The organism is Paenibacillus lycopersici (assembly GCF_010119935.1).
In the GTDB taxonomy this organism is placed as follows: Bacteria; Bacillota; Bacilli; order Paenibacillales; family Paenibacillaceae; genus Paenibacillus_Z; species Paenibacillus_Z lycopersici.
Window position 1 is genome coordinate 3,201,460 of the sequence record NZ_CP048209.1, and the last position, 13,873, is coordinate 3,215,332.

The following is a 13,873-nucleotide window of genomic DNA, read 5'->3' on the forward strand; positions in this document are numbered from 1 at the left end:
CGGTCCGAGGCGGGAAAAGTTGTCCGCCCAGCAACTTTCCCGGCATTTTTGCCAGTCCGAGGCGGGAAAAGTTGCCCGCCCAGCAACTTTCCCGGCATTTTTGCCGGTCCGAGGCGGGGAGAGTTGCTCGCCCAGCAACTTTCCCGGCATTTTTGCCGGTCCGAGGCGGGGAGAGTTGCTCGCCCAGCAACTTTCCCGGCATTTTTGCCGGTCCGAGGCGGGGAAAGTTGCTCGCCCAGCAACTTTCCTGGCATTTTTGCCGGTCCGAGGGGGGGGAAAGTTGTCCGCCCAGCAACTTTACCGGCATTTTTGCCGGTCCGAGGCGGGAAAAGTTGCCCGCCCAGCAACTTTCCCGGCATTTTTGCCGGTCCGAGGCGGGAAAAGTTGTCCGCCCAGCAACTTTCCCGGCATTTTTGCCGGTCCGAGGCGGGAAAAGTTGTCCGCCCAGCAACTTTCCCGGCATTTTTGCCGGTCCGAGGCGGGGAAAGTTGCTCGCCCAGCAACTTTCTCGGCAATTTTGCCGCTATGAGTCGAATAAAGTTGCTCATGTAGCAACTTTTCGACTTTTCGCCATTTGCGGCTGGCGTGTAAGGTTGCAAGCTAGGCTACTGGGATTTCGCAGGAAATGCTTACCGCGAAGCATCAGGAAGCTGCCTTCGGGAAGGAACTCGTGCGATGTCCCGAGGCCAAGCATCGAAATCCTGCCCATGGGAAGGATTTTAAAAGTATTTCGCTGGAGGTCGTGGAAGCCACCATTAATAGGTTGAATTCCGTCTCATAACAAGGTGGAACGTCTCATCGATGATTTGCGATTTCGCAGCGAGAGCCGCATTCACAGGACATGAAAACGAATTTAATAGATAAAAAATATCATATGACGCGTTTCGACAAGTTATTCGGTTCGCTTTTGTTATTATACTAGCATATTGACTTAAGGGTAGGATGGAGGGGATAATATTGTCGTTAGATTTAGTACATATTGTCCAACAATTAGGAATTGACTCACGGAAATTCAACGAGTGGAAAGAAACCGTCCTTGGCAGCAAGGAAGAACCGAAGGCTCCATTGGAGCTTGAAGAAGCTAGTCGAGACACTGTGAATAATTGTTGATTCCAAACTAACGTTAAGCTCTATAAAGGCAAATCCATTGAAAAGTGGAGACGCAAAGCTATAGGGGCTGAAATGCCAGCCAGCTGCCGTAGGAGGAATAGTCGTGGTTAAGCAGATAACGGACCAGAATGTGCAGGAGCTTGTCGATTCTTTGCATCTCGCGAATGAAATCCTGTTGGAAAGGTTTCAATTTACGATTGGAGAGAGAAGACTGACGCGCGAAGAAGCTAATCGCTTCATTGAGTTTATTCGAAACGAGCTTCGCTCGAGAGGATCGGCGAAGTAGCGCAGCCTACCGGTTGATGAACCGGCAGGCTGTTTTTGTATCGGCCGGATTATTGCGGGTGCCATGGCGGCAAACGAACGCGATGCGATGCGGCGTCAGCAGTCGCCAGGTCATGCACGAGCCGCTTCGCATCTGCTGCGAACGGTGTAATAAGAGGTGGCGTCTGTCCCTGACAACGGGAACAGATGCTGGCCGACCGCGTGTAGCTACTATACGCCAGGTTACCTGCTGAATTATTTTTCACTTCTTTCGGCGCGTAAGCGGACAGCCTATAATGAAAGCGTTAACCCAAGTCCAATCGACGAAAGCGAGGCGGCATGCAGGATGGAAAAAAGGCAGTACGGCAAAACCGATATGAACGTGAGCATTCTCGGCTTCGGCGGCGCGGAGATCGGCTTCGAGGGCGTCAGCGCCGAACAGGCGGACAAGCTTCTCGGCAGCGCGCTCGACGCGGGGCTGAACGTCATCGATACGGCGGAATGTTACGCCACGAGCGAGGAGCTGATCGGCAAGACGATCGGCCGGCGGCGCGGGGATTATTATTTGTTCACCAAATGCGGCCACGCTTCCGGCTTCGACCAGCCCGACTGGGATCCGGCCATGCTGGAAGCGAGCATCGACCGCAGCTTGAAGCGGCTGCAGACGGACTACGTCGATATCGTGCATCTGCACAGCTGTTCCGAAGAGCTGCTCCGCCAAGGCGATGTCATCGATGTGCTGAAACGGGCGAAGGAGAAGGGCAAGACGCGTTATATCGGCTACAGCGGGGACCATAAAGCCGCGTTGTACGCCGTGCAATGCGGCGCCTTCGACTCGCTCGAGACATCGGTCAACATCGCGGACCAGGAGGCGATCACGCTGACGATTCCGGAGGCGCAGCGCAGGGGCATCGGCGTCGTCGCCAAACGGCCGATTGCGAATGCGGCCTGGAAGACCGGCAAGAAGCCGGAATCCGGATACCATCACACCTACTGGGACAGGCTGCAGTCGCTCGGCTACGACTTCCTGCAAGACAGCGACCTGAACGAATCGATCGGAACGGCGCTCCGCTTTACGCTGTCCGTTCCTGGCGTGCATGCCGCCATCGTCGGCACGACGAAGCCGGAACGCTGGACGGAGAACGCCCGTTTGCTGGCGCAGGGCTTGTTGTCGGCCGAACGTTATGAGGCCATCCGCGCGCAATGGAAGGCGAAGGCGCCGGCCGAATGGATCGGCCAAGGCTGAGTCTTGCCTATCGCTGCCGAACGGGCGGCAACTTATGAGGAGGCTGGCGATGACGCCGGCCTCCTTGGTGCGCTTTCGGCACCACTCGCGGCTCCCCGCGCGAGGTGCGACGGCGCATGACGGCTGTCAACCTCATACGGCGGATTTATAAGACGGCCGGGAAGTTACCGATTTTTAACAATACGCTTACCTGTCCCGCATCTTAATCCGGTATAATCCAGGTATGATTCTATTCCATCATCGAACTGGAGGCCACGCCATTGAACACCGTTCTTAACATTGCTCATCGAGGAGCATCCGCTTATTGTCCGGAGAATACGATGGCCGCGTTCCGCCGCGCGCTTGAGCTGGGCGCGACGGGGATCGAGACCGACGTGCAGATGACGTCGGACGGACAGCTGGTCCTGATTCACGACGAATCGCTGCAGCGAACGGCCGGGTCGCCCCGCCTGGTGAAAGACGTAACATTGGAAGAATTGAGGGAGCTGGACGCCGGCTCCTGGTTCGGACCGGTATTCGCGGGCGAGCGCATTCCGATGCTGCGTGAATTGCTCGAGCTGGTGAAGCCGTACGAAGGCGTGCAAATCAACGTGGAATTGAAAAACAGCGTCCTGCCCTATCCCGGCATGGAGAAAGCGGTCATTGAAGAGATTCGGTTCCAGGCGATGGGCGATCGGATCATACTGTCCAGCTTCAATCATTATTCGCTAGCGCTTTGCAAGCAGCTAGCCCCCGAGATCCGGACCGGCATTCTATACATGGAAGGTCTCTACGAGCCATGGGAATATGCCGCGCGGATCGGCGCGAACGCGCTTCATGCCTATCATTATGCGGTGCTGCCGGAATGGGTGGCACAAGCCGCGGAACGGTGCATCGCGTATCACCCGTGGACGGTGAACGAGCCTGCCGAGATGAAGCGGCTGCTGGACGCCGGCGCGGCGGGCATCATCACCGATTACCCGGACCGGCTGGGCGAATTGATCAAAGCGCCGAACGGGCGGCGGTAGCGACGCAGAAGAAGGCAACGCACAATAGGAATGAAGGCAGCGAATAGGAAATGAAGGCAGGATCAGGGAGCGCCCTTATCCTGCCTTTTATACTTCTCTGCCCGTTCGAATGGCGCCGATTGTTCTGAATCCGGCCGCCGCTGCCCGCTCGCTTTATTCGATTCCCTTATGAATGCTATAAGATCATCTGTATTGTTCAATGAAACCAGAAGTGTTACGGTAGATAGGATGAATATTAGCAATAATTATCGAAAACTCGAATAACGCAGTTAATGAAGCGAGGTGTCCGCGAGAGATGCTGCAAGTAACGAACAGTCCGTTCGGACAAGAGCAGGTGGAGCTGCTTAACCGGCTGCTGCCTACGTTGACGGAAGGACAGAAAATTTGGTTAAGCGGATATTTGGCTGCGGCCTATCAGCAGGTCGCCGTACAAACCGGAAGCCCGGCAGCCGCGCAAGGGGCGCAGGCGGCAAGCGCGCCGGCGGCGGCGCGGGAAGCGACCGTGCTCTTCGGCTCGCAGACCGGCAACAGCCAGAAACTGGCGAAGAAGCTGGCCGGCAAGCTGCAGGAGAACGGGCTGCAGGTCGCGCTTTCATCGATGATCGATTTTAAACCGAACGCGCTCAAGAAGGTCGAGAACCTGTTCATCATCGTAAGCACGCATGGGGAAGGCGATCCGCCGGACAATGCGATTTCGTTCCACGACTATTTGCACAGCAAGCGCGCGCCGCAGCTGAACGGCATGTCCTTCTCGGTGCTGGCGCTCGGCGACACGTCCTACGAATTCTTCTGCAAGACGGGCCGGGACTTCGATCAGCGTCTCGAAGAGCTGGGCGCGGCGCGAATCGCTCCGCGGATCGATTGCGACGTCGATTTCGAAGACGCGGCAGGGCAGTGGATGGCGAGCGTTCTCGCCGCCCTGGGCTCTTCGGCGGCTGGCTCGGCGGCTTCGGCTAGTGCCGCAGCGGGCGCCGTATCGGCCGATAGCGAGCCGTCTGCGGAATATACGCGATCCAATCCGTATCCGGCGACCGTGCTCGATAATTTGAATTTGAACGGACGCGGTTCCGACCGCGAAACCCGTCACCTTGAAATTTCCATCGAAGGCTCCGGCATTCGCTACGAGCCTGGCGACAGCGTCGGCATATATCCGCAGAATCATCCGCGGCTCGTCGACGAGTTGATCGAAGCGATGGCGTGGCAGCCCGATGAATCCGTTCCGCTGCCGAAGAGCCCGGAACGGCGTCCGCTGCGCGAAGCGCTCGCGAACCATTTCGAGATCACCGTGCTTACGCCGCCTCTGATCGAGCAGCTGGCAGCGCTTGCGCCAGACAGCGGGCTCAACGGCTTGCTCGTTCCCGGCAAGGAACAGGAGCTGCGCGCCTACTGCAAAGGACGCGATCTGCTTGATCTGGCGCAGGATTACGACTTGAAAGGCATAACGGCCGAAGCGTTCGTCGCCCGGCTGCGCAAGCTGCCTCCGCGGCTGTATTCCATCGCCAGCAGCGCGAAAGCCTTCCCGGACGAGGTGCATCTGACGATTCGCAAGGTGCATTACGAGCATCTGGGGAGAGTCCGCTACGGCGTATGCTCGACGTTCGTCTCGGAGCGGCTGGAGCCGGGGCAGCAGCTGCCGTTGTTCGTGCAGGACAATCCGTACTTCAAGCTGCCGGCCGATCCGGATACGCCGATCATCATGATCGGACCGGGAACCGGCGTCGCGCCGTTCCGGGCGTTCCTCGGCGAGCGCGAGGAGCTCGGCGCGGAAGGGAAGACATGGCTGTTCTACGGCGATCAGCATTTTGCCTCGGATTTCCTCTATCAGGTGGAATGGCAGCGCTGGCTGAAGGACGGCGTGCTGACGCGCATGGACGTCGCATTCTCCCGGGATACGGAACAGAAGGTATACGTACAGCATCGGATGCTGGAGCATAGCAGGGACTTGTACGAATGGCTGCAAGAAGGCGCCGTCGTCTACGTCTGCGGCGACGAGAAGAAAATGGCGCATGACGTTCACGCGACGCTGCTTGCCATCCTGATGCGGGAAGGCGGCTTGAACGAAGAAGACGCCGCGGCGTACTTGTTCAAGATGCAGCAGGAGAAACGCTATCAACGGGATGTCTATTGAGCCAACGAATCGAACTTAAGTGCAGGGAGGTTAGCGCATGTCAGACAATAACTTGCTGTCGCCGAACAGCGCGCCGCACAGCGACGTAGAAGATATCAAGCTTCGCAGCCATTACTTGCGGGGGACGTTGGAGGAGTCGCTGAAAGACCAGATCACCGGCTCGATCTCCGAGGACGACAACCGTCTGATGAAATTTCACGGCAGCTACATGCAGGACGATCGTGACGTCCGCAACGAACGGAACCGGCAGAAGCTGGAGCCGGCCTATCAATTCATGGTGCGCGTCCGCGCTTCCGGCGGTATCGTAACGCCGGAGCAGTGGCTGATGATGGACCGGATCGCGCAGAAGTATGCGAACGATACGATCCGCCTGACGACGCGGCAATCGTTCCAGCTGCACGGCGTAATCAAGTGGAACATGAAGCAGGTCATCCAGGAAGTCAACGCGGAGCTGCTCAGCACGCTCGCCGCCTGCGGCGACGTGAACCGCAACGTCATGTGCAACCCGAACCCGAATCAGTCGGAGGTGCACGAAGAGGTATACGAGTGGGCGAAGCGAGTGAGCGCCCATCTCGATCCGCATACCCGCGCGTATCACGAGATTTGGCTCGACGAGGAGAAAGTCGCAAGCAGCGACGACGGGGAAGGGCAGGAGCCGATCTACGGCAAAGTGTATTTGCCCCGCAAATTCAAGATCGGCTTCGCGATTCCGCCGGCGAACGAGGTGGACGTCTTCTCCCAGGACCTGGGCTTCATCGCCATTCACGAGAACGGACGATTGCTCGGATTCAACGTCGCGGTCGGCGGCGGCATGGGGATGTCGCACGGCGATCCGAAGACGTATCCGCAGGTCGCGCGCGTCATCGGGTTTGTCGCGCCGGAGCAATTGATCGAGGTCGCCGAGAAGACGGTGACGATCCAGCGCGATTACGGCGACCGGGCGGTGCGCAAGCATGCGCGGTTCAAATATACGATCGACGACCGCGGCGTGCCTTGGTTCGTCGACGAGTTACAGAAGCGCCTGGGCTGGGAGCTTCAGGAGGCGCGATCCTACCGGTTCGAGCATAACGGCGACCGTTACGGCTGGGTGAAGGGCAGCAACAATAACTGGCACTATACATTGTTCATTCAGAACGGCCGCGTGAAGGACGACGGCGGATACCAGCTGATGACGGGGCTGCGCGAGATCGCCAAGATCCACAAAGGCGATTTCCGCCTGACTCCGAACCAGAATCTGATCATCGGCAACGTGTCCGGCCAGAAGAAGAAGAAAATCGAGCAGCTGATCGAGACGCACAAGCTGACCGACGGCTCCGCTTACTCGGCGCTGCGCCGCAACTCGATGGCTTGCGTCGCGCTGCCGACTTGCGGCCTCGCGATGGCCGAATCGGAGCGCTACCTGCCGTCGCTGATCGACAAGCTGGAGCTGATCATGGACGAAGCCGGGCTGCGCGAGGACGAGATCGTCATCCGGATGACCGGCTGCCCGAACGGCTGCGCCCGTCCGGCACTAGCGGAAGTCTCGCTCATCGGCAAAGCGCCGGGCAAGTACAACCTGTATCTGGGCGGCGGCTTTACCGGCAACCGGCTTAACAAGCTGTACCGCGAAAACATCGGGGAGAACGAAATTTTGGGCGAGCTTCGCCCGATTCTGCTCCGGTATGCGAAAGAACGCCGCGATGGGGAACGCTTCGGCGATTTCTGCATCCGCACCGAATACGTGAAAGAAGTGCACTCGGGCCTCGATTTCCATGACTGACGGCCGCTTCGCCGTCAAAGGCGTGCCTTGAATTCCATGCGCCTGAAGGCGTCGGAGAACGGCCAATCAAATTGCTCGGCTCAGCCTGTTGAGAAACGCTCAGCAGGCTGTTTTTTTTCTTCGTTATCTTCACTTGATTGCCGCGTTAATGTTGCGAAGTGGATTTCTATTTTCAATCGTTAGTTTCAAAATATTTATTATTAAGAACACTAAAATCAATAAAATTAACATTCGAATTAATATAATTGATTTTGGTGATTTACAAATTGAAAAGGTTGAATTATAATTCAATTACAAAGAAAGGAGCAGCGTATGAAGTATCCCATCCTCACGCAATGTCCCGTTTGCGATCATCCGCTGCACGCCGTCAAGCTGCAGTGCGGACATTGCCGAACGACGATCGAGAACAATTTTGAATTATCGAAGCTGGCTCTGCTCTCGTCCGAACAGCTCCATTTCGCGATCACTTTCCTCGTGAACAGGGGCAATATCAAGGAAGTGGAGAAAGAGCTCGGCATATCGTACCCGACCGTGCGCGGCAAGCTCAATGACATCATTGCGGCTCTCGGATACGATACGCGGAAGAAGCCGGAAATCGACGAGAAGAAGGTCATTTCCATGCTGGAGAACGGCGAGATCAGCGCCGACGAAGCGGTCAAGATGTTAAAGGATGAATAAGGAGGCGGAGACGATGAAAGAAGAAATCGGCAAGGTGCTGTCCATGGTGCAGGATGGCAGGATTGATCCCGACAAAGCATCCGAGCTTATTGCCGCGCTTAAGGAGAAGCAGCCGGCCAATGCGGCGCTGGCCGTCCAGCCCAGATTGTCATCGGCATCCGGCGTATACTTAAACAAAATATTGAAAATACGGGTCACCTCCCAAGATAACGATACGGTCAACGTCAATTTGCCGATGAGATTGGTGAAGGCGGTGCTCGGGGCAGGGCACAGCATCGCGGCCAATATTCCGCAGGCAGCGAAATACGTGAAGGAAATCGATATCAACATGCTGATCGATGCGATCGAGCATGAGCTTGACGGCCAAATCATCGACATTCGCTCCGGCGAAGATACCGTCTCCGTCATCATCGAGTGACCGCTCATGATTACTGTGAAGGTGAAGAGTAAGGAGCACGCTTTTACGATTCCGGTTCCCTATATCGTATTGCGAATGGGATGCATTATCCTGACTTCAGGTTTCGTTATGCGCAAACTGAAGGTATGGCTGAACAAGCGTGGCGGACACACGGTTCTGCAAGCGGGCGGCAAGGCTGAATTCGGACCGGACCGCAGCCGGGTCGGAATTAACCTGGTGCTGACGACGCTCGAACAACATCGTACGAAACGGGCGATTCGGAAGCTCATTCGGGAGCTGCAGCGCTGCAAAGGGACGGTTCTGGTCGATGTCCGGGCGCAGGACGGTACGGAAGTGATGATTAGATTGTAGGCGCTTGCGCGTACCCGGTCTGTGTATGCTCTTAACCGAAAGAAATTTCAGTTGAGCTCAATGATTGGTGAATGTCGAACAGCCCTCATCTTCTGATGGGGGCTGTTTGCATGCGCGCGATTCCGGCGAGAGCGCCAATGCGCCGGGAATCCGCTTGACGAATTGCGTTGCGGTCGTTATTTCCTGGCATACATAATTATGGCTAAGGCGGCGCATAGTAACCTTGGAATAATTATGAAGCGGCACCGAGCGATTACGGAAAGGGGAGGACGCGCATGTCTATGCGCAGCTGGTTTACTTCGAAAGGCGTGAAAGCTCCGAGTCGGAAATCGTCTTCCCCTATACTGGAACAGCTGGCGGAGCAGCATATGGACGGCAATCTGGAGAACACGCTCAAGACGGTCGAGGACGCGATGGCGGACGAATTCGATTTTATCGTTCGCCGCTTTCACGCGTTCGGCCGTTTCCCGGCCGCGCTGATCTACTATTCCAGCATGATCGACCAAGTGATGATCAACCATGATTTGCTGAAGCCGCTTATGCAGAAGACGGCGGGACTTGAGTGCCAGACGATCGAAACGAGCCGGCTGCCGGATCTCATCCTGAACGATACGCTCTATCATAGCGACGTCAATATCGAAGGTCAGCTGAATTTGGTCATTGAAGGCATTCTGTGCGGCAATACGGCGCTGCTCATCGAAGGACTGGATCAGGCGTTCATTGTCCGGACCTGCAACATCAACAAGCGGGCGGTCGACCAGCCGGCGACCGAACAGGTCATTCGCGGACCGCGCGAAGGCTTCATCGAGATCTTGGATACGAATATCGCGCTCATCCGGTACCGATTGCAAACGCCGGATCTGCGCTTCCGCTCCATGACGATCGGCCGCAGAAGCAAATCGCGCGTTGCCGTCTGCTTCATCCAGGGGATTACGAGTCCGGAGCTGGTCGATGAGGTCGAGAAACGGTTGTCCGCCATCGATATCGACGCCGTGCTTGATTCCGGGTACCTGGAACAGTTCATCGAAGACAATCACTACTCGCCGTTTCCGCAGGTGCAATATACGGAGCGGCCCGACAAAGTAGCCGCGAATCTGTTGGAAGGCCGGATCGCCATACTTGTCAACGGGTCGCCGCTCGCGCTGATGGTGCCGACGGTATTCAACCAGTTCTATCAGACGGTCGAGGATTATACGGAGCGTTTCGTCCTGATGAGTGCCATTCGCGTCGCGCGGTTTATCGCGCTCGTGTTTTCACTCATTTTTCCATCTCTGTATGTCTCCATCATTTCGTTCAATCCGGAGCTCATTCCGACGGAATTCGCCGTCGCGGTCGCGGGCGGACGGGCAGGCGTCCCATGGCCGGCTGTCGTCGAGGTGCTGATCATCGAGATATCGATGGAGGTACTTCGGGAAGCGACGATCCGTCTGCCGCAGCAGGTCGGCGGCGCGCTCTCGATCGTCGGCGTCCTCGTCATCGGCCAGGCAGCCGTTGCCGCGGGCTTCGCCAGCCCGATCACGGTCGTCATCATCGCGCTTACGACGATCGGCTCCTTCGCGACGCCGGCCTACAACGCGGCGCTTGCACTGCGGCTGCTCCGGTTCCCGCTCATCATCATGGCGGGCATATTCGGGCTCTACGGGGTCATGATCGGCTTCATTCTCATTGCGAACCATATGTTGTCGCTGAAGTCGTTCGGCGTTCCGTATTTGAGTCCGATCGTGCCCGGCAATTTCCAGGGCATGAAAGATACGGTCATCCGCGCGCCGTTGTCGTGGATGAAGGAACGCCCGTCCTTCTTGATGCCGCTGGATAAAACCCGGATCGGCCAGTCGACGGTCGAGGCGATGAATAAACCGGTGCACGACGCCCTGGATCCCATGACGATCAAGGCTGAGCAGAGCGGCAATCGGCGAGGGAAGATTAACGAGCATAACGATCAAGGCGGGCAAGGCCAACAAGGCAGCCAGGCCCAAGGCCAGCAAAGCGGACAAGACGGGCAAAGCGGGCAAGGCCAACAAGGCGGGCAAAACGAGCAAAGCGGTCAAGACCAGCAAGCCGGCCAAGACAATGATCAGCAAGACGAACAAGACCAGCCAGCCGGCCAGGACAATGGCCAGCAAGACGGGCAAAGCGATCAGGGCAGCCAGAACAGTGGAAACCGGCAGGGCGGCACGAACCGGCAGTCCGACAACGCGAACGGCGACGGAAAGGGGAACTGAACGATGAATAATTTGCGTCAAATAACGGCGATCCAGACATCGGCGATATTAGCCAGCAGTATTATCGGCGTAGGCGTGCTTGCGCTCCCGCTGTTCGCCGTCAAGGCGGCGGACTCCGGGGCGCCGCTCGTTACGCTGCTTGGCATGGGGCTCGGTTATGTCGGCCTGTTCATCATTACCCTGCTAGGCGTTCGGTTCCCGAATCAGTCCATCATTCGGTACAGCGAAGCGATTATCGGCCGCTGGCTGGCATGGATCGGCAGTATTGCGATTATCGCCTTCTTCGCCATCCTGACGTCGCTGGCCGCGCGGGAATTCGGGGAAGTCGTCGTCACCTCCGTCTTGAAGCGCACCCCGGTCGAGGTTACCGTTATCGTCATGCTGGCGCTGGCGACCCTTTCCTGCAGGAACGGCATCCGGACGTTCGCGTACATGCACCATTTTTATTTTCCGCTGCTCCTAGGGCCGGGCTTCCTGATCGTCGCGCTCTCCATGAAGAACGCGGACTGGATCAACCTGCAGCCGATATGGGGCAACGATCCGAGCGGCATGCTGCACGGCATCACGACCGTCGCGTCCTTGTTTCAGGGCTCGTTCGTGATGACGCTCATCATCCCCGCCATGCGCCGGCCCGATCGGGCCATACTGGCCAGCTTCTGGGGCATCGTTATCGCCGGAGGCTTATACGTATCGATCGTCATCGCCGCCGTGAGCGTGTTCGGGCCCGAAGAAATCAAGCATTTGCTCTGGCCGACGCTTGAGCTGGCGAAGGCGACGACGCTGCCCGCGAACGTACTGGAGCGGCTGGACGCAGCCTTCTTGGCGGTCTGGGTCATGGCGGTCTTCACGACGCTGCTGACCACCTATTTCTTGACGATCCGGATGACGACCGAGCTGTTCCGGCTGAAGGACCATAAGGCGTTCTCCAGCTTCTTCATGCCGTTCGTCTTCATTCTGGCGCTCATTCCGAAGAACGTCTTTCAGATGTACGACATCATCGAGCTCGTCGGAACGATCGGATTGGTGATCACGATCGGCTACCCTGGATTGCTGCTGATCGTGGCGCTTATCCGCAAGAAGCGGGGGAATCGACCGAATGAACAAGCGATGGAGCAGTCTCGTTAAGCTGTCCGCCGCGATGGCACTGCTCGTCCCGCTGCTTGCGGGCTGCTGGGACCGGCTCGAAATCGAAGACCGTGCCGTCGTGCTCGGCGTTTCGATCGATAAGGCCAAACGGGGCAGCGATAACGACGATGTCACCCACTATAGCGGCACTATGCCCGCACCGCAGCTGGGCATGATCCGGGTAGCGGTGCAGATCGCCCTGCCGGGGAGGATTCCGTTAGGTCCCGGCGAAGGCGGCGGCGGTACGTCGGATCCGAAGCAGACGGTATGGTTGATCCACGTGGACGGCTACACGCTCGATGACGCGTTCATGAAATTGCAGCAGCAGGTCTCGAGCCGGATTTTCTTCGGCCATTTGCGCGTCATCGTCATCTCCCAGGAATACGCCAAGACCGGCATCGACAACGTGAACGATTTCTTCCGGCGCAATTCGGAGGTTCGCCGAATGGCCTGGCTGATGGTGTCCAAAGGCAGCGCCATGGCATTCTTGAAGGCCGCGCCCAAGCTGGAGCGGATTCCGACGCTGTATCTCATGTCCACGCTGGACGAAGGCATCAACATGGGAAAATTTCCGCGGGATTACATCGGCATCTTCTGGAGCAATTCCTCCAAGAAAGGCGAAGAGGGCTTTCTGCCGTACGTGGAGCTTCGCGAGGAGCAGAATGTCGAAATCCAGGGCTTGGCTTATTTCAAAGGCTCGAAGATGATGGGCACGACGAAGCCGCTGCAGATCGGCTCGTTCATGGCGATCAAGGGCGTTAATCCTGCCGGCTACCACGTCTACGTCATGCTGGAGGGACCTCAGCGGATGGTGATGACGACCACGACGCATCGCAATACGAAGTGGAAGGCAAGCATCCGGGACGGCAAGCCTCATTTCACGATCCAGATCGTGCTGGAAGTCAACATCGAAGAGAAGCTGAACAAGGAGTTCAAATTGGATCAACCGGGCGTTGTCCAGCAAATTCAAGACGTCGAGGTAGGCAAGGCCAAGAAGCTTTGCCGGCAGTTGATCGAGCAGACGCAGCGCGTGGGCAGCGATATTTTCGGATTCGGCGAATACATTCGCGCGAAGAAGCCTGGCTACTGGAACGCCAAGATCAAAACGAAGGAACAATGGCAGGAGACGTACAAGGACATGGACTTCGATATCAATGTTATCGTCAACGTCAGACGCGTCGGCATGAAGGCGAGCTGACCGCAGATACCGGGAGGAATGAATGATGCTCAGCGGCTTTCTCAGCGGCTATACCATCAGCTTCATCAGTTACGCGGTGCCGTTGCTGCTCGTGACCGGATTCATTCTGGTACGTTTCGACGCCGCCGGGTACAAGAAAGAGCAGATGCGAACGGAACAGATGCTCTCCCGGTTCCTGGGCTGGACGAACGTCACGCTGGGCGCTGCCTTGTACGTGTTGAAGAGCATCTTTTTCTGATCGCTACGCGATTCGGGCTGTCGAATGCCCATTAGCGCGTTCAGGCAGCCGCTCTCGGCTTCGCCATCAAGACGGCCGGATGGTCAAGATGGTCAAACGTCGTCCATATTATCGTCGTAATCGCCGCGG

Annotated in this window: 11 protein-coding genes, 1 pseudogene and 1 riboswitch; all 12 genes and pseudogenes read left to right on the forward strand. The window is 57.2% G+C overall.

Annotated features, from left to right (window positions below; all coding sequences use genetic code 11):
* Positions 1–1,127: 1,127 nt before the first annotated feature.
* A riboswitch (cyclic di-GMP riboswitch) is annotated at positions 1,128–1,201 on the forward strand.
* 12 nt (positions 1,202–1,213) lie between these two features.
* The 12 genes and pseudogenes from GXP70_RS14245 (at position 1,214) to GXP70_RS14300 (ending at position 13,744) form a co-directional block, all read left to right on the forward strand.
* Positions 1,214–1,396 (forward strand): hypothetical protein, encoded by a 183-nt coding sequence (locus tag GXP70_RS14245; protein WP_162357430.1) that lies wholly within the window; start codon positions 1,214–1,216, stop codon positions 1,394–1,396.
* Positions 1,397–1,720: 324 nt separating this feature from the next.
* Positions 1,721–2,620, forward strand: a complete 900-nt coding sequence (locus tag GXP70_RS14250; RefSeq protein ID WP_162357431.1) for an aldo/keto reductase — start codon at positions 1,721–1,723, stop codon at positions 2,618–2,620.
* A 260-nt stretch (positions 2,621–2,880) separates the two neighbouring features.
* A complete protein-coding gene (locus tag GXP70_RS14255; RefSeq protein ID WP_162357432.1) occupies positions 2,881–3,627 on the forward strand; it encodes a glycerophosphodiester phosphodiesterase in 747 nt (248 codons plus the stop codon).
* 295 nt (positions 3,628–3,922) lie between these two features.
* A complete protein-coding gene (locus GXP70_RS14260; RefSeq protein ID WP_162357433.1) occupies positions 3,923–5,755 on the forward strand; it encodes an assimilatory sulfite reductase (NADPH) flavoprotein subunit in 1,833 nt (610 codons plus the stop codon).
* Between the two features lie 37 nt (positions 5,756–5,792).
* Entirely contained in the window at positions 5,793–7,514 is a 1,722-nt protein-coding gene (gene cysI / locus GXP70_RS14265; RefSeq protein ID WP_162357434.1) for an assimilatory sulfite reductase (NADPH) hemoprotein subunit, read from the forward strand.
* A gap of 312 nt (positions 7,515–7,826) precedes the next feature.
* Positions 7,827–8,192: a DUF2089 domain-containing protein gene (locus GXP70_RS14270; protein WP_162357435.1), complete on the forward strand. Its 366-nt coding sequence runs from the start codon at positions 7,827–7,829 to the stop codon at positions 8,190–8,192.
* Between the two features lie 13 nt (positions 8,193–8,205).
* Positions 8,206–8,610, forward strand: a complete 405-nt coding sequence (locus tag GXP70_RS14275) for an SHOCT-like domain-containing protein (RefSeq protein WP_162357436.1) — start codon at positions 8,206–8,208, stop codon at positions 8,608–8,610.
* Positions 8,611–8,616: 6 nt separating this feature from the next.
* Complete coding sequence (locus GXP70_RS14280; protein WP_162357437.1) at positions 8,617–8,961, forward strand: hypothetical protein; 345 nt, start codon at positions 8,617–8,619, stop codon at positions 8,959–8,961.
* Positions 8,962–9,329: 368 nt separating this feature from the next.
* Positions 9,330–10,877 (forward strand): annotated as a pseudogene (locus GXP70_RS14285) (spore germination protein); the annotation flags it as partial.
* Positions 10,878–11,186: 309 nt separating this feature from the next.
* Positions 11,187–12,308 carry a GerAB/ArcD/ProY family transporter gene (locus GXP70_RS14290; protein WP_162357438.1) on the forward strand — a complete coding sequence of 374 codons (1,122 nt, stop codon included), beginning with the start codon at positions 11,187–11,189 and terminating at the stop codon, positions 12,306–12,308.
* Positions 12,280–13,506 carry a Ger(x)C family spore germination protein gene (locus tag GXP70_RS14295; RefSeq protein WP_162357439.1) on the forward strand — a complete coding sequence of 409 codons (1,227 nt, stop codon included), beginning with the start codon at positions 12,280–12,282 and terminating at the stop codon, positions 13,504–13,506. The genes GXP70_RS14290 and GXP70_RS14295 overlap by 29 nt, the downstream gene beginning before the upstream one ends.
* Before the next feature lie 25 nt (positions 13,507–13,531).
* Positions 13,532–13,744 carry a CLC_0170 family protein gene (locus tag GXP70_RS14300; RefSeq protein ID WP_162357440.1) on the forward strand — a complete coding sequence of 71 codons (213 nt, stop codon included), beginning with the start codon at positions 13,532–13,534 and terminating at the stop codon, positions 13,742–13,744.
* Positions 13,745–13,873: the final 129 nt, after the last annotated feature.

Excerpts from the sequence above, each read along its gene's own strand:
- GXP70_RS14275 (WP_162357436.1), top strand. The coding sequence starts at position 8,206 with ATGAAAGAAGAAATCGGCAAGGTGCTGTCCATGGTGCAGGATGGCAGG.
- cysI (WP_162357434.1), top strand. The coding sequence starts at position 5,793 with ATGTCAGACAATAACTTGCTGTCGCCGAACAGCGCGCCGCACAGCGAC.
- GXP70_RS14270 (WP_162357435.1), top strand. The coding sequence starts at position 7,827 with ATGAAGTATCCCATCCTCACGCAATGTCCCGTTTGCGATCATCCGCTG.
- GXP70_RS14290 (WP_162357438.1), top strand. The coding sequence starts at position 11,187 with ATGAATAATTTGCGTCAAATAACGGCGATCCAGACATCGGCGATATTA.
- GXP70_RS14250 (WP_162357431.1), top strand. The coding sequence starts at position 1,721 with ATGGAAAAAAGGCAGTACGGCAAAACCGATATGAACGTGAGCATTCTC.
- GXP70_RS14300 (WP_162357440.1), top strand. The coding sequence starts at position 13,532 with ATGCTCAGCGGCTTTCTCAGCGGCTATACCATCAGCTTCATCAGTTAC.
- GXP70_RS14280 (WP_162357437.1), top strand. The coding sequence starts at position 8,617 with ATGATTACTGTGAAGGTGAAGAGTAAGGAGCACGCTTTTACGATTCCG.
- GXP70_RS14295 (WP_162357439.1), top strand. The coding sequence starts at position 12,280 with ATGAACAAGCGATGGAGCAGTCTCGTTAAGCTGTCCGCCGCGATGGCA.
- GXP70_RS14260 (WP_162357433.1), top strand. The coding sequence starts at position 3,923 with ATGCTGCAAGTAACGAACAGTCCGTTCGGACAAGAGCAGGTGGAGCTG.